Source organism: Endozoicomonas sp. ISHI1, assembly GCF_024606225.1.
Classification (GTDB): Bacteria; Pseudomonadota; Gammaproteobacteria; order Pseudomonadales; family Endozoicomonadaceae; genus Endozoicomonas_A.
In genome coordinates this window covers 37,531-53,746 of sequence record NZ_JAGRPU010000030.1, presented here as the reverse complement: position 1 = coordinate 53,746, position 16,216 = coordinate 37,531, and the positions used below count along the sequence as shown (strand labels likewise).

Sequence of the window (16,216 nt, the reverse complement as noted above, 5' to 3'; positions counted from 1 at the left end):
TGTAAAAAGGTAAGGAAAGAGTCTTAAAAGAACGGCCAAAACGACTTTACAGTGGCCATACCGTTTTCAGAACCGCTTGCGGCCACCAGAGCCGCCAGCGACCGATGATGAGTAAGGATGATATGCGCATACATATTCTGGGAATCTGCGGCACATTTATGGGAAGCCTTGCACTTCTGGCCAGGGATATTGGCTTCAGGGTCAGTGGTTCCGATGAACATGTCTATCCCCCCATGAGCACACAGCTGGAGGCACAGGGCATTCAGTTGATGCAGGGCTATCATATCGAACATCTGGACGATAAGCCGGATCTGGTCGTGATAGGGAATGCCATGAGCCGGGGGAACCCCATTGTGGAATATGTTCTGAACGAGGGGCTTGCTTACACCTCGGGTCCTCAGTTTTTTGCCGAGCACATTCTCAAAGACAAATGGGTGATGGCAGCCGCTGGCACTCACGGCAAAACCACAACCGGCAGCATGCTGGCCTGGATTCTGGAACATGCCGGCATGGCGCCGGGCTTTCTGATCGGTGGCATCCCGGCTAACTTTGGTATTTCGGCAAGAATGGGAGAGACTCCGTTTTTTGTGGTCGAAGCTGATGAGTATGATACGGCCTTCTTCGACAAACGCTCCAAGTTTGTACACTATCATCCCCGAACAGCCATTCTGAATAACCTTGAATTTGACCACGCTGATATCTTCGACAATCTGGATGCCATCCAGAAGCAGTTCCATCACCTGGTCAGAACGATACCAGGCGATGGCCTGATTATTTCTCCGGCGGACTGCGAAGCCCTGAACAAAGTTCTGACAATGGGGTGCTGGTCGGAACGGGAGCACTTGGGAGTCGAGTGGACGACCCGCCTGATTGAGCCTGACGGCAGTGTTTTTGATGTCTTGTACCAGGGGAAGGTGGTCGGCCGGGTAGACTGGTCGCTGACGGGTGATCATAATGTTGCCAACGGTCTGGCTGCAATGGCCGCTGCCCGGCACGTTGGGGTATTGCCTGCTCTGGCTTGTGAAGCACTTGGCCTGTTCAAGGGGGTCAAACGCAGAATGGAATTGCTGGCAGATATAGAAGGCATCAAAGTGTATGATGACTTTGCCCATCACCCGACGGCTATTGAAACCACTTTGAATGGCTTACGTGCCCGACATCAGAATAACCGCATCCGGGCTATTATCGAGCCGCGTTCCAATACCATGAAAATGGGCATTCATGGCAATGCTTTGTCGGATTGTGTTAAGAATGCGTCCGAAGTTGTCTGGTTTCAGCCCAAAGATATTGCGTGGCTGAAGGGTGATTTCATTGATAAAAGCCCTGTACCTGCCCGTGTAATGTCGTCCACTGAGGAGATTATCGACTATCTGATCGAAACCTCTGAGAGTGGTGATCATCTGGTCATCATGAGTAATGGTGGCTTTGAGGGAATTCATCAGCGTCTGCTGGTGGCGCTTAACGAAGCAGCAATAGAAAAAGGTTAATACATTGGCTGAGAGAATAACTCTTGCTATCACCGGGGCTTCCGGAGCCCAGTACGGACTCAGGTTGATGCAGTGTCTTGTCGCTTCCGGGGCAGAGATTTTTTGTATGATTTCAAGAGCCGCAAAGGTGGTGATTGAAACCGAAACGTCTCTTCATCTGCCTGACGGTGATCGTGAAGCTGAGGCTGTTCTTATTGATTACTGCCAAGCCAGAGCCGGACAGATCAGATTATTGGGTCATGAAGACTGGATGTCGCCAGTAGCCTCAGGCAGTGGCGCGCCCAGCAAGATGATTGTCTGTCCCTGCAGTTCAGGTACTTTGTCGTCTATAGCTTATGGAGCGAGCAATAATCTGATCGAAAGAGCGGCAGATGTCGCTTTGAAAGAGCGCAGAAAACTGGTTCTGGTGCCCAGAGAAGCACCGTATTCAGAAATTCATCTTGAGAATATGCTTAAGTTGACCCAAATGGGGGCAGTGATTTTGCCAGCATCACCCGGATTTTATAACAAGCCTGAAAGCGTGGAAGATCTGGTCGATTTTGTGGTGGCCAGAATACTAAGCCAGTTGGACATCGAACAGTCACTGATGCCAAGGTGGGGAGAGTCGTATATCAGTTAACTCGCAGCCGCAGGTTGTGAAGCCAGAGAGCCAGTGCATCAAGATAAAGTATTATCCGGGTCTGTTCATCCGCTGTCTGAGCGGTCACTTCAGGTTGGAAGGCTTCAGGAAGTTCCTGTTTCACCACTTCCAGTTGATAGTGAGCATGGGGCTGGTCAGAAATGACCAGTGTTTTGCCGGGAGCCGGTGAGGCTTTCAGCCATTGAATCAGGGTGTCCCGCGTGTTGGCTCTGTGCCAGTGACGCTGTTTCCAGACCCTGGGGGAGTCAATAAATTCTACCGGTAGCTTTTTCATCTCCTCCGGAAGTTTCATGGTTGCAAACAGTTGAACCGCGCCTTCAGTCTCTGTGATGGGACGGGCTGCATCGGCACTTTTTCCCTGAGCCTGCCTGCCAATGCCACTGGTCACCAGATTGTCAATGTTATCAATGTCCTCTTTCAATGGACGTTGTCCTACCAGGAAAATGATTTTGTTAAACCTGACACCTTCCTGCCAGAGTCTGGAGAGGTGGTTGAGTCTTCGTTCCATTCCGGGAACGGTGGCACCCAGAATTAAGCTGTACTCATAATTTGTGGAAGAAGGGAGCAATTCCTGAACGAGATCAAGCGTTTTAAGGTGATCCATGATCGTTTCATGCTGATCCGCTGATAAAGGCAGGTCTTGCATTTCCCAGCGCTCCTGACCGGGTTGTCGGCGCCATTGTTGAGAAGCAGAGATCAGTGACTCAAGGGAATAGGAGTGAGGGATACCGACTTCGTCCATTAAAGTGGCCAAGTCTGACAGTTTTACGGGGTTAATGACCGTGGCATGATCCAGAAGCGAACTGTCAGAGGTACGGTTATGTCGGTGCATAGAGTCCTTCCATGGATTCAGTCAGAAGTGCGAAAAGGCAGGTGCTAAAGCATTACTAAAAGCTGCACAAGAATTTTTCGGCCGGGAAGTAAAGTGGTTTAGTTAGTCTGTTCTCCGGGTTGTTCTGATCTTCAGGTTTTGGAGCCAGAGGGCTAAAGCATCCAGATACATGACGATCTGGCCACCAGGATCTGCCTCTTGGGCCGTTCCCTGGGTAGTAAAGCCTTCAGGTAATTCCTGTCGGATGACCTCCTGCTGATAAAGAAGATGAGGCTGGTTCGATACGATCAGGGCAGAGCCGGGTCTGGGGTTACTGTTCGCCCAGTTTTTGAAACTGTCTCTGGTGTTGCCGCGCTGCCATCGATCCACCAGCCAGGTTCGGCTTGTTGAGAAGAATTCGACAGGGATTGCTCTCATGTCATCAGGCATCTCAGTGGCCATATAGACCATCCTGGCGGCCTCTTTTTCCGTCGCAGGACGGGCCTTTTGTTTTTTATCTTTGGAAGCCTCTTGGCCAATCACTTCAGACACCAGTATTTCTGTCAGGTCGATGTTGTCCTGAATGGGGCGCTCTCCTGATAAAAAAATGATTTTGTCGAATCGGACGCCTTCCTTCCAGAGCGAGACAAGATGCTGAAAACGACTTTTCATTCGTGGTGCTGTTGCACCCAGCAACAGAGCGTAATCAAAATGCTTTTTATCGGGTTTCTGCTTATAGATTAAGCCCAGGGCTTTCAGGTGCATCATCACCTTTTTTTTCTGTTCATCAGAAAGCTTCAGGTCTCCCACCTCCCAGCGCTCCTGCCCGGGTTTTCTCCGCCACTGCTGTGTGGCTTCGACCATAGAGTTAAATTCTTTTCTGTGGGGAGTGCCTGTTGCTAAGAGCAGAGCCGACAGTGATTCCAGCTGTTGCTGGCTTAATGCCGGGTCAGCAGCCAGAGCTCTGGCAGTCAGGAGGAGACTTAGTACAAGCCCCGACAGCGAGGGCTTATAACATTGATAAGAGCTGAGGTTCATGGCCATTTCTGTATCTATTTAAAACATTTCAAGATAGATCAGTTTGTGGCTCAATGGGGTAAAGACGGAAGAGAGGACTGCGCTACCGCATTGATCAGGCTCTTATCCAGATCGGGCAGGGCCCAGGCTTCGGGATAGTTTTTTGAGAGTTCTTTAATCATGACCGAATACTCTTCGGCCGGTTTATTCAGAAGATACGTCAGGAAAGTATAGATACGGTTGGACATTTGATGGTTAAACTGTGTCATCTGCTCTTCTGAGATAGCTTTGGCTTTTTCAGCCTCTTCCAGGACCGAATTACGGGTGCAGTTAGCGGCAATCATCAGGGCCAGTTTCTTGACGGTATCATCATTCATGGGACTTCCTCAGCTCGTGTGTTTTCTTATCTTCAGTGTAGATCGGTTAAATTCGGTCAAAGTAAAGCAGGATCTTTTATAACGGTTAATTGAGACAGGGGTATGCAAGAAAGGGAGCACAGAGACTCCCTGATTTCAAAGGTTGAAAGTTCATGGTTGTTCAGTGAAACCGCGCAATATCTGAAGGATTGCCGATTCATTGTTTTGCGAAAAACTCACTTCCCAGTTTTTTTGTCTGACGCTGGGGGCAAGGACTAGTGCTTTTTCGAACCACGCCTCACACTCTTGCTCACTTTTGCCGATCATTCTGAGACAATTTGCCATTTGCAAAAGGGCTTCCGAGCTCGGGGGAGCATTTTCCATAAGTGATTTCAGACGCTGAAAGGCCTTCGTTAGGTCATCTTTCCTTGAATCCGGACAATCTTTTATGATCTGCTCACAAACCCTATTGAAATCATTGATTGAGCCAGTTGGCGGAGTATTCGCACTTCCCGTGTTTTCTGTCGGGTGCTGAAACGCTTGAGCAAAAGACACCTTGGCAGAAGTTGCTCTCCGGTCTCTAATATTTGGGCCTGATTGCGCATGTGCATGAGAATATTCAGCGGATGAAACATACCTTGTGACCTCCTGTTTCAAGGCAGATTGATTCGTTGTCGTTTCTGAATTGAGCTCAGCCACAGAATACAGCTGCGGTTGAGGTGTCGTACTGTTTTTAGCAGCGCTTGTTGGTGTTAATCCGAAACTCATAATAACTCACTCGTTGACAGGTTGATCATTTGGACAATCAACGGGAAAAAAAGTTCACGGGTTCAGTGTGAAATGTCACTCTTGAAGGGGTAAGCGTGGCATTGGCAAAATGCCACGCATTATCCTTTTAATTGTGAACATGCTCTGGTATCAGTTGGTAAGGCTCATCAGGATTAATATCTCCATAAAGATCCATGTATCTTTGCAGTTTGGCGGCGTCCTGGTCGGCCTGCTCCTGTTGTTTGGTAACGTCTAACCAGGTACTGGTGGCGTTATAAAGTCCGACCGCACCGCCCGCACCCATGCCAAACGCAGCTCCCAACGTCGATCCAAAGAGCAAGCTCCCGATCAGTGCTCCACCCATGCCCCAGCGGGCAACGGTGCCCCAGGATTCATTAATGCGTACACAGTACTGCGTGAGGCTCTTCCAGGCTTTGGAGGTTCCGATGGATTGAATCTTGTCCTTTATGAAGGTCGGGACTTTGATACTGTCCACAGACAGCCCCATAAAGGTTTTTTTGGCTCTTGCCCCCACTTGTTCAAGCGCTTTGCCTCCAGCCGAAATCAGAGCATTAGCGGTTTTTTCCGCCAGCTGATCAGTGAGCTTTTCATTTATCACGCGAGCCTGAAGCGCTGGTGGCGGTGAACACTTTGCCTCTATTCCGTGAGTCATGGCATACCTCCTTGATAATCCATGAGTAGGTTGGTTTTTCACGACGAAAAGTATGGCATAGGGTGAAAAGACAGGTCACTGACCGATAAGTCAGTATGGCTAACTTCTTCCCTGAAGAGAGAGGGAGCCTTTTATCAGGCTCCTACAAGGAGTCGTTGGGGCATCTTTGCAGCGAATACCACTCACTAATGGCGTCTACCTCTTCCTCGGTCAGCATCCTGGCAATATTGATCATGGGGATATGATTGCCACGCTGACCCTTCCGATAATCATTCAGCTGCTTCACCATGTAGACTTTCTTCTGGCAGGCCAGATTAGGATTGATGTCAGCCGTGCCTATGCCGCTGGGGCCGTGGCATCCGGAGCATAGAGCCAGGGCCTTATTTTTCGCAGCTTCCAGTCTCGGAGTCATTTCAACCGGACGAAATTCAGAGCTTTTGTTTCCTGACAGGTCGCACCCGGCCAGCAGAACAGCAGAGAACAGACTGATTGGCAGCCAGGGCTTAATGTTCATAATGTTTCCCAAGAGACCTCTCTAAATCACCCAATGGAGATAAGAGCCAGGTAGTACGCCCGGCATGGGCATGAACTTATGGGGTGAAAGTCCCCTGCGGGTAAACCAGCATCGGATCCTGCGATTGATAATAACCACTAGCATAAAGCAAGTACAATCTCCTGAGGGGTTGTGCTGAGGCAGTCTGACTGCAAAGTGCGGACCCACATGTCGTGGTGATGCGGGTAGCAGGTCAGGAACCTCCAGCTACCCGATTTAGCTGGTTTGTCCAACAGCTTGTTGAATTCAGGGACTACTAAAATGAGTAAAAGCTTGTTCTAAAAACAATTTAAAGTTCATTGGGAAAGACTTAGTGAGAGTAATTAATTCATCCAGGAGTTTATTTATTTCTTCCAGATGACACCAAATCTTTGATACGTCATCGATGCCATGTTGATCAATATGTTCTTTTAGACTTTCGTTTAAAGTTTTGTATGATAAAACTTTCTGTATAAATTCAAAATGATCTTTATCTGTCTTCTTGGCTAATTCGGTTAGGCCATCGTCCTGTTCTTGAAAAACGGCTAAAATACCTGTGTCTACCGGGAAGCCAGCAATGTCACCCAATTTACCTACTGCTATTGATTGCCCTGGTGTTCCAGTGGGTAATGCTATCGCCTTAAGAGCCTTTTTAAATTTCCATTCAGGATCACTCTCGACTGTTGTTCTAAGCGAAGTTAAATAAGCTTGGCTGATTGATAACGATGATACAACTTTTTCTATAGATTCATTCATAGATACTAAGTGAGGAATGATGATAAAAATGGACTGAGGCCCATGACTTTTTATGATAGTCTGGACTCTTTCAGCCAGTTCCAGAAATTGAGTTCCTCTACTGTTTATGTCGCCTATAAGCTGTCGTCCTTGATCTATAGTTTCTTTGCTTATTTTGATTGCAAAGACATTGGGGGATGGAAAAATTAATATGAACGAAATGAAAATTGTAGAGAAAATCCGCATGACTTTTAAACTCTTGGGTTTAGATTTTACTTTTGAAGAATATAATAATCTTACCAGTCTTCCACAGATATAATGATTTATTTTTTCGTTTTGCTTGCTTGCTTGCTTGCTTTTTGGTTGCAGAGATTTCTCTCCTATTCTGCCAGTTAACGAGTTTGTAGAAAAACCACCTCAAAGGCTACTGTCTCCATGAGACTCACTTTAATATTTATTTAATTCTGTTCCAATTATATCAAAGCGTTTGAGTCGGACTGAGCTTTTGAAATACTGACGTCCCGATCCATTAACTTCTGAAGATTCACCTGCTTTGGAAACCGCTCTCTGCACATTGCGGGTGTCGCCCGGAAGGTGGCAATGTAGCCCTGAATGACTCCTTTAGAGATTTTCATCCGGTCGGCCATATTGCTTTTCAGTGACTGATTATCGCTATTGCGTTTCTCCGGTTGGATCTTAAAAAAAGTTTGATACGACTTGCTGCTTTGAGCAGGGAATTTATGCGTTGCTGGTCTTCCTGACGATGCTGAGGGTTGACCTCAGGCTTCCTCTTTATGTTTAGTCATCAGGTTGGCGATCATGCGTTCCAGCTTCTTTTGCTTATTTGCCAGTGCTTCATGGGTGCCATTCCTTTCGCGAATGAAATGTAAACCATTTTTAAATAAGGAGATGTGTCATACCAACTCTGCTACAACTGTAGCTGCAAAAGTAAAAAATTTTGAAGAGTTGAGTGATGAATCAAATAGCTGCTTGGATACTTTCGTTGCTCTTTGCTGAATCTACCATCACTGATAAGATTTCAGTTCACTGGTTATACAGTTGGATTCTTTTTTATATACAGTACCGGAAGGAAGTATGGGTATTTTTTTTAGAGGTGGATTTTGTGACGAAGTTTATAAGCCCGGAATGCACAGATTATTCACCTCGCCTATTACTAAAGGAATGAGAATCAATGTAAGGCCTCGGATATATATTATTGAGAATACGCCATGTGGTACTGTGGGTAGTCTTAAAATCAAGATGCTTTTGTAAGTGTTATGCTATGAACTTGATTGAAAAAATATTGATTGCTGTAATAGCTGCTTCTCTTTTAAACGTACAAGGTGCAGTAGCCATTAAATTAAAAGATATTTTTAAATATGATGTACCGCTTTTAATTATTTTAAAATATTTAAGTTGTCCGGAAGAAGTAAATCTTCTCGAGGCAATTCAGAACTTGGAAGGTATGGAAAGAGCTATAGTGCTGATCACTAATGATATAGCCGATAAAGTTAGCCATATTGATTTTCCTTTTGTTCCAGAAACAGTCTGGATTGATGGATTATCAAATTGTTTGCAGGAAGATGTAGTTCATGATGGTCAATGGTTTACTATAAGAGGAATACCACTATCTGGTTTGCTTTCATATTGTCCAATTGATAGATTCGAAATAAATCTTGTTCGCTCTGTAGTATTTTATAATTGTGATATTAAACCATGGTCAGGTGAACAATGGACTATTGCAGGCCAGAGGAAAGATGGAATTGTGTTTTTTATTGAAGGGGGGGGTTCTGAATCAACAACTATGGACACTACAGGTAAAATTCTATTAGCTCCATCGTGGATGGAGCTGATTAAAAACTTGGACCTTTACGATGTAATGTGTCTTTTCAACGGATGTAAAATTTCCAATGATATACGCGGTTTAATTATGTCTTGTGTAAGCTCGGAGTCTGATATTTCACGAATTGTGATGAATATCTTATGTGAAATACTTAATGCTAAGCAAAAAGAAATTCAAGATAGTATTCGCCAAAGCAGGCTTCAAAAAACACCTTTTTTACAGTCATTCACACCATCTTATATAAACTAGTCATTAATTTATTAGTATGATCAAATGTAGATTACATAACCAGATTTTTAGAAGAATCACATCAAAGGCTGCTATGTCCAGGAGAATCACTTTAATATTCGTTTAATCCTGTTTCAGCCATTCAGTTATATCTGAGTGGCTGAATCGGATTAAGCATTTGAAACACTCTCTGTCGGAAGACAGCAAGTCCTGATTACGTGACTCTAATCAATAGCTTTTCCATCTTCCGTAAAGCGAAGCCATTGGTGAGAAAACCAGTAATAATGACGTCCATCCATCGAGGGGGCCGTGCAATTGTAGCGACTGCGACCGACCGGCAGGGGCGATTTGGCCTGAGTTGTGAATCGGGTTTTCTCTTTATCCAGCCATTTCAGCTCTGCTCTGCCCTGACCGGAGACATAACAGTTGAGTTGCTGTTTCTGATAGTTGCCGTCTGCCAAAGTTAGGGTTAGAGAGGGCGTCAGGTTCTTTGGGTCAATGATAGCGGTATCGGGCTCCTGTTGCGTCACTGGCAGGGGTCTGCTGTTTACTTTGGTTCTGAAACCACTCATATCGGAATAACTCCCGGACATAGGGAATCTGGGCAGGCGGGTAAAGTCTGACAGTGGGCCAATAGCGCCAGACTGCTGACCAAACCCAATGTAGCCCATCTCCTTGATCATCTTTCTCAGTTCTGGGGCTGTCTCGCCGAAAGGCCAGGCCAGCATTTTGACATCCTGACCGGTTTCGTTCCTGATGCGTTGTTCTGTGTCGGTGATCTCCTTTCCGGAGCGTTCCAGCCAGGCCTGATCGGATTCGCCGGGTAGCTTTTCCGGCATATGAGGGTGGCTGGTGGTATGGTTGGCGATGGTAGCGCCTGAGCGGCTCATCTCCTGAATCTGCTTCCAGGTCAGGAAGTTGCCAAAGCCACGATCCACTGGCTGAGTGCTGACAAAAATTGTAAACGGCCAACCCTTATCTCTCAGCATTGGGAAGGCATTTTCATAGATGTTTTTGTAAGCATCATCAAAAGTGATCACTACCGTTTTATCGGGCACTGACCGGCCACTTTGAATGGCTTTGATGATGGTCTCTATGGGCGCTACATTGAAGTCATTTTTATCCAGATAATCCAGATGTTGCCTGAACATCTCTGGTGTAATGCTGGTGACAGCAGGGGTCTTATCGCTGACATGGTGATATTGCAGGAACACTGCACTATCTGCCGCCATCGCCACAGAAGGTATGAATGCCGCAGCGGCCAGTAATCCTTTCAAAGGCCGGGAGGCAAGCTGGCTGATTTGCTGAATGCGGGAAGCTATGCGGGGGTTCATGGAGCCTCTGTTGCTAAAGTAAGGTGAGTCATAGGAGACGCTTGTGATGAGTTTCAAGCTTCGAAACTAAGACATTTACGGTATGTTTGGCAAGCAATGCAAGTTGAATTCAAAAGATTAGGTTCAATGGGAGAGCCTGTTCTATGGCTCAGGCGTTAGCCCGGACCCGGATGTACCAGGAGGATGGGTCTATAAGCTGCCCGTTTTCATCCATTTGTGGGTATTTCAGTCCCCGTTCGTCACAATATCGAGCCAGTTCGGGATATCCCCAGCGAAACAGGGTAGGAGTGTAGATCTCCGGAGGCAGGCTGGGTTTATCATACATCCCCTTCAACAGGCGCTGTCGTTGAGCTTCAACCAGGATGACTGCTGCTGCAACCGAGACATTGAAAGAAGCCACAATGCCCTGCATGGGAATAATAATATGTTGATCAGCCAGCTCTGCCGCCTGAGGACTGATACCCTTTTTCTCCGCGCCCATCATAACCGCTACAGGCGAAGTGTAATCGACATCTGAATAGGGGATTGCACTGTCGGAAAAATGCGCAGCATAAACTTTAAAGCCGCTGGCTTTCAGTTGTGATATACCTTCCTCTACACTGCTGTGATGATGAACATTAACATATTTATGGCTGCCCAGAGCTCTGCCCCGAAAATTTCGATAGCCCATCTTTGGCTGGCTGAGATGGATATCGGAAATGCCCACTGCATCGCAGGTTCGGATAATAGCTGAGAGATTATGGGGTTTATGAACTTGATCCGTGAGCACCGTCAGGTCGGGTTGACGTCGATCCAGCAGATCTTTAAATTTTTTGTAACGTTCCGGTGTCATGGTTCTGCTCTCAATGTGGCATTGTGTGGTGTTACTTACGGATATGAAGGAAGCATTTTACATCATGGTGATATCGAAAGAGGCTTTTTGTGGAATCTGATAGCTTTGTAGCATTACATGCATGGCTTCAACATCATGGGCACTGGCTGGGCCCGATTATAGCATTGGCTGCTTTTGTGGAATCGCTGGTGGCTGTCGGTTTTGTTATTCCTGGTGTTGCCCTGCTGTTTGCTCTTGGGGCTCTGGCTGGCAGTGGCTTGATGGAACCCTTGCCTATGTTGGCCTGGGCTTTTCTCGGTGCGGCCCTGGGGGATGGTATCAGCTTTCAGGTGGGCCATTGTCTGCATAGTCGGATTCGAGACTACTGGCCATTTTCAAGGCATCCCGGTTGGCTGGAAAAAGGCGAACGATTTTTTGAAAAGTACGGTGGTTTCAGTGTTGCACTGGGACGTTTTATAGGCCCTATCCGTCCAGTTATTCCAGCCGTTGCCGGGATGATGGATATGTCCCCCCTGCGTTTTTATATCATCAACCTGCTCTCGACGGCGCCCTGGGCGGTGGCCTATACCGTGCCAGGCTACCTGACCGGCGCAGCCTTGAAGCTGGAGGTACCGCAATCCTTCTACTATCTGTTGGCCGGTTTAACTCTTGTTTCGTTGCTGATTGCTTATTCAGGACTGATTCTGGATCGCAGGTTCTGCAGGAAAAAGTTGATACTGTTGTTACCGGTCAGCTTTGTTGTGGTGGCGCATGTCAGTTTATTACTTCTGACTGTTATGGACGTCAGTGGTCAGTTGGATGACTACAATGCCATGATACATTCTTCTATTGCCAGCATGTCTCTACCGATAGTTGAGCCTATGTTTGGTCTGGTGAACTGGTTAGGAAGTGCGGTTGTTCTCTGGGTGCCACTGGTGTTGTTTGCTGTCTACTTTCTCTGGATCAGGCGCTATAGAAAATTATTGATTATGTTGACGTGTCTTGCAGGTATGGAAGTCACACTCTGGTTAATGAAGTGGGGTATCGATAAACCCAGACCGGCTGACTTTGATGGTCTGGATCAGTTTTCTTTCCCTTCCGGACATACAACTCAGGCAACCTTCGTTTGGTTAATGGTTGCCCTGTACCTGACGGCAGCGCAGAGAGGCGTTGTTAAGTTCTGTGCCTACAGTTGTGCTGTGATGATCGCCCTTATGGTGGCACTGTCGAGGCTTGTCTATGAAGCCCACTGGTTTGGGGATGTTCTGGCAGGTTTGCTGCTGGGAAGTATCTGGTTCAGTGCAGCGGTGGTTGCGGAAAGAGTTTATTTCAACAATAAAGTTCCCAAGCTTCAAATGTCATGACAAAAATCGCCCGGAATGGTTCCGGGCGATTATCTTCAAAAGAAGAAACTCTTAATTCAGTTTTCTTACAGGGCTGGAATTGAGAGTGTTGATTGCTTCTGGTTACTGAACTCGAAATCAATAAAGTAATTGTCGCTTGTAGGCCTCTTATATTGAGGGTCCATAGTATCTATAGCCAATACAACCCGGTGTCCTTGGGGCACATCGTAGGCTGTGGTGACCAGCTCGAAGGATATTTCGATTTTTTTTCCTGATTCAGCCTGGGGTAAGGTTGATACGCCGTGGGTGATCAATCTTGCATTCCCCAATGAGTCCATGTCATAGAGATAGCCCACCAGCTGTGCCTTGTCGTAGTGTGGTTGAACCACAAGGTTAACAGTCGGATTACCTCTTATTTTCATGACGTTCTGAAGCTTATCGGTGTTGAAATAAATGCCTCTGAAATCGGATGCGGCATAAATGTTAGTGACGACCGGGACTTCAAGCTGCTCCAAAAGTTGTGAAAGAACAGGAATCTGAGTACTGAATAAAGTACCCGTCCAGGAATTGATCGTATTGTCTTTTGTCAGCCAGAACGGCGGTTTGTAGGGATGGGCTTCCAAATCGCCGTTATCAAATGCAGACCTTGGGTGAAGATAGTACTTCTGTGCGGAAGCCTCTTTTATTGGAAAACTGTCGAACCCTTCAAAGCGGTCTTTGAACTTCACTTTCATCTGCAAAGGATTTGCTTGACTCAGTTCATTCGTTTCTCCTTTCAGATGAATGTCGAACCATCGGTAGACGTTATTCCAGACCCTGTCTTCACCAATGCCCAGCAGGGAAGGCAGCAGCTCGGCTGTGGCATGGGATCCGGTCAGCAGGTCCATATGTTTGGGAGTGCTTAGCTGGCTAAACATCTCAAGCAGAGAGTTTGGCTGGAAGAGGTTATCGCCATAAGCTTTGGCAAGATAGACGGCGGTATTATTTTGATTCAGCAGCTCGACATAGTTGATCGGGGATCTTTCTTCTGCCCACTCTATAACGGCTGGTAACTGATCCAGCTTCTGGTTTTTAATGATGTCCCAGTTTTCAGCAATGACCGGCTCAGGGTTGCCTATGAGGTCGGCCGTCAAAGTGAGTATTTCTCCCCAGGCCAGTCTGGGGGTTTGATTACCGTAAAGTGCTTCCAGCAGGCTTCCCCAGCTGCTCATGGCGGCAACGGCTTTGACCCGTTCATCATGAGCTGCTCCGATCAGGCTGATACCTGAGCCGTAAGAGATACCAGCGGTACCAATAGCATTGGGATTTACAGGGTAATTATTGAGAAGAAAATCAATCACCTGACTGTAGTCGGCAATATCCTGAGGGCCAGCCGTATCTATTCGTCCGGTAGACTTGCCAAAGCCCCGGGTAGAATAGCTAAGAACGATATACCCCCGTTCAGCGAGCGTTGCAGCCTGCTGCAGGTACTGGTACTCATTCATCCCCCAACTATTAATAAATACGACAGCGGGGGCGGACCCGCTTAGTGAGGTGGGAACAAAGATATTAGCAGTCAGTTCTGTACCATCATTGGTCAGAATGACAATATCATCATCGGTGGTGTAGCGGTCAGACTCTGGAAATTGTCCATTGTTCAGCAATCCGGCAGCAAACTGAAACAGTGGCTGTTCGGATGCGAGGGAATGGAGTGGGAAGAGAGACAGTGCCAGATTGAGAACCAGCAGCTTAACTAGCCGTTTCGACATTGAGTTACCTTTTTTATTATTTTTATGTTGTTTCACCCACAATTGAATCTTGACGATTGTCATTGTGTTTCAAAAGGGTGCAATGTGATCATACACAGGTTTTAAGTGAGTGTGTATTAACTTGTGGGTGTTTCAGGCAAAAGATGACAAACAGTTTACAGAAACTGAAATGAAGGCCTACCGGTTTAAACGCGAGAAGGTTCAACTGGAAAAAACATACTTTTCCCGCTTCACCTGTCTTGGAGCAAAACCCAACGCTGTCAGTTCTGCGGATGCGTCGTCAATCATGGCAGGGTTGCCACACAAGTAAACGAGGTCTTTTTCCGGGGAAAGATTCAGTTGTGGGAACTGGTTCTGGAGATAACCCGGGTATTCGTTGGCGGAGGTGTCCAGTGACTTTTCTCTGCTGTAGCAGGCCCTGTATTCTATGGATCCGGATGAGTCAGCAAGATGCCGAAAATCCTGCTCGTAAATCATATCGGCCCTGTGTCTTACACCCATCATGACCAGAATTCGGGTGCCTTCGTCGGCCAGCTTTTTCAGTGCAGGTATCATAGCCCGGTACGGAGCAACGCCTGTTCCGGTACCAACGAGTATGATTCGACCATCGTACTTTTCCGGTGCAGTGAGAACCCCGAAAGGCCCACCAATGGACAATTCCAGACCCGGTTCTGCTTCGCTGAACAGAGCAGAGGCAGTCCCTCCCTTCACAAAGCTGATGGCTATCTCAAGCTGTTGAGAGCTTCGAAAAGACTCGGGCGAATTGCTGATGCTGTAACTTCTTTTATAGTCCTGACCCTGAAAAGAAAAGTGCAACTGCACAAATTGTCCGGGCTGATAGTCGAACCCGGCCTCCAGTCTGAAGTCTAACTGCACAGTATTCTCGCTGAGCTGATGCTTGGCTGTCAGGGTTGCAGGATAGAGTGGGCGTGGCATTTTGAACTCCTTGTTCGTCTTAAATAGGAACTCATTAATCTGTCTCGGGGATTTCCATTAATATTTTAATATCAACGGATCGTGATTTTGTCTGAAGTGTCCTGAGGACGAGCTTTTTCAGAGTAAGCGCATCCAAAACCCACGCCCTACCACTCTTATCCCCACTGATAAATCATAAGCCTCAAGTCTACAAGGAGGCAAATAGGTCACCCGGGCACTGCCTCAGAGAGAAGTGGCAGCAACACTTTCAATTCTGGCGTGATTGCGGACTAAGCCAGAGCGCTCAGTAAGGGACAATTTCGTAACGAATCTTGATATAAAAGGAGAGTGGGGACTCAGGTGTAACTGCAAGCTTATTAACTCAAGCTGAATGGTTCCCGCCTTTGCGACAGCCTCCTTCGCGGGAATGACGACCTGCTGCTTAGCGACCATCATGATGTTGATTTTGAACAGGCCAAAGTCCCGGTTGGTGCGATCCGGACAGACAACCTGGTTCCCTTCGGGCACCATCCAGTCAACGACCATTCTGGCAATATCATCAAGCTCCCTGCTACTCAGGGCAAAGAAGCGCTTTAGACGCTTACGCCTGGAGTCGATCTCGGTACCGTGCCCCACAGTTCGGGCAATACGGGACAGGTTGACTGACCCCATCTGGATGAGGCCAAAAATAACCAGCGCAATAAGATCAATGCGGGATTGATGCCAGCCAAGAGAGATTTTAAGATGCTTTGCCAGTGAATGGGTGTGTTGCACGAAGTGAGAACAACAACTGGCAGGGGTGCTCCAGTATGGTTCAGTCGAACAAGATGCATACGTCTTAAAGCGTCTGTTCGTCGGGAATAACTGACCAGGATTAGCTGTGCATTTTTTAATGGTTTTTTTGGCAGGCCCTGTATAGACAGAAATAAATAATACATTTTCAAATATAAAGTCTATTGTTACGCCTTATCAATA

General features: G+C 46.9%; 18 protein-coding genes. 5 read left to right on the top strand and 13 right to left on the bottom strand.

The features are described from left to right. Positions 1-122 precede the first annotated feature (122 nt). Positions 123-1,487, top strand: coding sequence for a UDP-N-acetylmuramate:L-alanyl-gamma-D-glutamyl-meso-diaminopimelate ligase (mpl, locus tag KBW69_RS17585; RefSeq protein WP_257255393.1), 1,365 nt, complete (start codon positions 123-125; stop codon positions 1,485-1,487). A 67-nt stretch (positions 1,488-1,554) separates the two neighbouring features. Beyond that, entirely contained in the window at positions 1,555-2,106 is a 552-nt protein-coding gene (locus KBW69_RS17580; protein WP_373690706.1) for a flavin prenyltransferase UbiX, read from the top strand. On the opposite strand, the gene KBW69_RS17575 is transcribed toward KBW69_RS17580, so the two are convergent. From KBW69_RS17575 to KBW69_RS17540, 8 genes are all read right to left on the bottom strand, one after another. Continuing rightward, a complete protein-coding gene (locus tag KBW69_RS17575; RefSeq protein WP_257255395.1) occupies positions 2,099-2,959 on the bottom strand; it encodes a hypothetical protein in 861 nt (286 codons plus the stop codon). The two genes, KBW69_RS17580 and KBW69_RS17575, sit on opposite strands and share 8 nt — an antisense overlap. 102 nt (positions 2,960-3,061) lie before the next feature. Continuing rightward, complete coding sequence (locus KBW69_RS17570) at positions 3,062-3,976, bottom strand: hypothetical protein (protein ID WP_257255396.1); 915 nt, start codon at positions 3,974-3,976, stop codon at positions 3,062-3,064. 50 nt (positions 3,977-4,026) lie between these two features. Beyond that, entirely contained in the window at positions 4,027-4,332 is a 306-nt protein-coding gene (locus tag KBW69_RS17565) for a hypothetical protein (RefSeq protein WP_257255397.1), read from the bottom strand. A gap of 150 nt (positions 4,333-4,482) precedes the next feature. Then, positions 4,483-5,079, bottom strand: a complete 597-nt coding sequence (locus KBW69_RS17560) for a hypothetical protein (RefSeq protein ID WP_257281698.1) — start codon at positions 5,077-5,079, stop codon at positions 4,483-4,485. A gap of 127 nt (positions 5,080-5,206) precedes the next feature. Beyond that, positions 5,207-5,752 carry a hypothetical protein gene (locus tag KBW69_RS17555; RefSeq protein ID WP_257253173.1) on the bottom strand — a complete coding sequence of 182 codons (546 nt, stop codon included), beginning with the start codon at positions 5,750-5,752 and terminating at the stop codon, positions 5,207-5,209. A 142-nt stretch (positions 5,753-5,894) separates the two neighbouring features. Beyond that, positions 5,895-6,266 (bottom strand): c-type cytochrome, encoded by a 372-nt coding sequence (locus tag KBW69_RS17550; RefSeq protein WP_257253175.1) that lies wholly within the window; start codon positions 6,264-6,266, stop codon positions 5,895-5,897. A 285-nt stretch (positions 6,267-6,551) separates the two neighbouring features. Next, entirely contained in the window at positions 6,552-7,265 is a 714-nt protein-coding gene (locus tag KBW69_RS17545; RefSeq protein ID WP_257281697.1) for a hypothetical protein, read from the bottom strand. A gap of 227 nt (positions 7,266-7,492) precedes the next feature. Beyond that, positions 7,493-7,654, bottom strand: coding sequence for a hypothetical protein (locus KBW69_RS17540; RefSeq protein WP_257281696.1), 162 nt, complete (start codon positions 7,652-7,654; stop codon positions 7,493-7,495). A 184-nt stretch (positions 7,655-7,838) separates the two neighbouring features. On the opposite strand from KBW69_RS17540, the gene KBW69_RS17535 reads away from it, so the two are divergent. Further along, complete coding sequence (locus KBW69_RS17535; protein ID WP_257254960.1) at positions 7,839-8,036, top strand: hypothetical protein; 198 nt, start codon at positions 7,839-7,841, stop codon at positions 8,034-8,036. A 265-nt stretch (positions 8,037-8,301) separates the two neighbouring features. Then, positions 8,302-9,111 (top strand): hypothetical protein, encoded by an 810-nt coding sequence (locus KBW69_RS17530; protein ID WP_257281695.1) that lies wholly within the window; start codon positions 8,302-8,304, stop codon positions 9,109-9,111. Positions 9,112-9,314: 203 nt separating this feature from the next. Here KBW69_RS17530 and KBW69_RS17525 read toward each other — a convergent pair whose 3' ends face one another. Together KBW69_RS17525 and trmH are read right to left on the bottom strand one after the other, a co-directional pair. Next, positions 9,315-10,424 carry a polysaccharide deacetylase family protein gene (locus tag KBW69_RS17525; RefSeq protein ID WP_257281694.1) on the bottom strand — a complete coding sequence of 370 codons (1,110 nt, stop codon included), beginning with the start codon at positions 10,422-10,424 and terminating at the stop codon, positions 9,315-9,317. Positions 10,425-10,572: 148 nt separating this feature from the next. Beyond that, a complete protein-coding gene (trmH, locus tag KBW69_RS17520) occupies positions 10,573-11,256 on the bottom strand; it encodes a tRNA (guanosine(18)-2'-O)-methyltransferase TrmH (RefSeq protein WP_257281693.1) in 684 nt (227 codons plus the stop codon). An 89-nt stretch (positions 11,257-11,345) separates the two neighbouring features. Between trmH and KBW69_RS17515 the strand changes: the two genes are divergently transcribed. After that, the gene (locus KBW69_RS17515; RefSeq protein WP_257281692.1) at positions 11,346-12,599 is read left to right on the top strand and encodes a bifunctional DedA family/phosphatase PAP2 family protein; all 1,254 of its coding nucleotides are present in this window, start codon (positions 11,346-11,348) and stop codon (positions 12,597-12,599) included. Positions 12,600-12,664: 65 nt separating this feature from the next. Here KBW69_RS17515 and KBW69_RS17510 read toward each other — a convergent pair whose 3' ends face one another. The 3 genes from KBW69_RS17510 to KBW69_RS17500 all read right to left on the bottom strand — a co-directional run bounded on the left by KBW69_RS17510 (position 12,665) and on the right by KBW69_RS17500 (position 16,015). Further along, entirely contained in the window at positions 12,665-14,326 is a 1,662-nt protein-coding gene (locus tag KBW69_RS17510) for an alpha/beta fold hydrolase (protein ID WP_257281691.1), read from the bottom strand. Positions 14,327-14,527: 201 nt separating this feature from the next. Beyond that, positions 14,528-15,262 (bottom strand): FAD-binding oxidoreductase, encoded by a 735-nt coding sequence (locus KBW69_RS17505; RefSeq protein WP_257253461.1) that lies wholly within the window; start codon positions 15,260-15,262, stop codon positions 14,528-14,530. A gap of 222 nt (positions 15,263-15,484) precedes the next feature. Next, positions 15,485-16,015 carry a hypothetical protein gene (locus tag KBW69_RS17500; RefSeq protein WP_257281690.1) on the bottom strand — a complete coding sequence of 177 codons (531 nt, stop codon included), beginning with the start codon at positions 16,013-16,015 and terminating at the stop codon, positions 15,485-15,487. Positions 16,016-16,216: the final 201 nt, after the last annotated feature.

Excerpts from the sequence above, each read along its gene's own strand:
- mpl (WP_257255393.1), top strand. The coding sequence starts at position 123 with ATGCGCATACATATTCTGGGAATCTGCGGCACATTTATGGGAAGCCTT.
- KBW69_RS17580 (WP_373690706.1), top strand. The coding sequence starts at position 1,555 with ATGCAGTGTCTTGTCGCTTCCGGGGCAGAGATTTTTTGTATGATTTCA.
- KBW69_RS17575 (WP_257255395.1), bottom strand. The coding sequence starts at position 2,959 with ATGCACCGACATAACCGTACCTCTGACAGTTCGCTTCTGGATCATGCC.
- KBW69_RS17570 (WP_257255396.1), bottom strand. The coding sequence starts at position 3,976 with ATGAACCTCAGCTCTTATCAATGTTATAAGCCCTCGCTGTCGGGGCTT.
- KBW69_RS17565 (WP_257255397.1), bottom strand. The coding sequence starts at position 4,332 with ATGAATGATGATACCGTCAAGAAACTGGCCCTGATGATTGCCGCTAAC.
- KBW69_RS17560 (WP_257281698.1), bottom strand. The coding sequence starts at position 5,079 with ATGAGTTTCGGATTAACACCAACAAGCGCTGCTAAAAACAGTACGACA.
- KBW69_RS17555 (WP_257253173.1), bottom strand. The coding sequence starts at position 5,752 with ATGACTCACGGAATAGAGGCAAAGTGTTCACCGCCACCAGCGCTTCAG.
- KBW69_RS17550 (WP_257253175.1), bottom strand. The coding sequence starts at position 6,266 with ATGAACATTAAGCCCTGGCTGCCAATCAGTCTGTTCTCTGCTGTTCTG.
- KBW69_RS17545 (WP_257281697.1), bottom strand. The coding sequence starts at position 7,265 with ATGCGGATTTTCTCTACAATTTTCATTTCGTTCATATTAATTTTTCCA.
- KBW69_RS17540 (WP_257281696.1), bottom strand. The coding sequence starts at position 7,654 with ATGAAAATCTCTAAAGGAGTCATTCAGGGCTACATTGCCACCTTCCGG.
- KBW69_RS17535 (WP_257254960.1), top strand. The coding sequence starts at position 7,839 with ATGCGTTCCAGCTTCTTTTGCTTATTTGCCAGTGCTTCATGGGTGCCA.
- KBW69_RS17530 (WP_257281695.1), top strand. The coding sequence starts at position 8,302 with ATGAACTTGATTGAAAAAATATTGATTGCTGTAATAGCTGCTTCTCTT.
- KBW69_RS17525 (WP_257281694.1), bottom strand. The coding sequence starts at position 10,424 with ATGAACCCCCGCATAGCTTCCCGCATTCAGCAAATCAGCCAGCTTGCC.
- trmH (WP_257281693.1), bottom strand. The coding sequence starts at position 11,256 with ATGACACCGGAACGTTACAAAAAATTTAAAGATCTGCTGGATCGACGT.
- KBW69_RS17510 (WP_257281691.1), bottom strand. The coding sequence starts at position 14,326 with ATGTCGAAACGGCTAGTTAAGCTGCTGGTTCTCAATCTGGCACTGTCT.
- KBW69_RS17505 (WP_257253461.1), bottom strand. The coding sequence starts at position 15,262 with ATGCCACGCCCACTCTATCCTGCAACCCTGACAGCCAAGCATCAGCTC.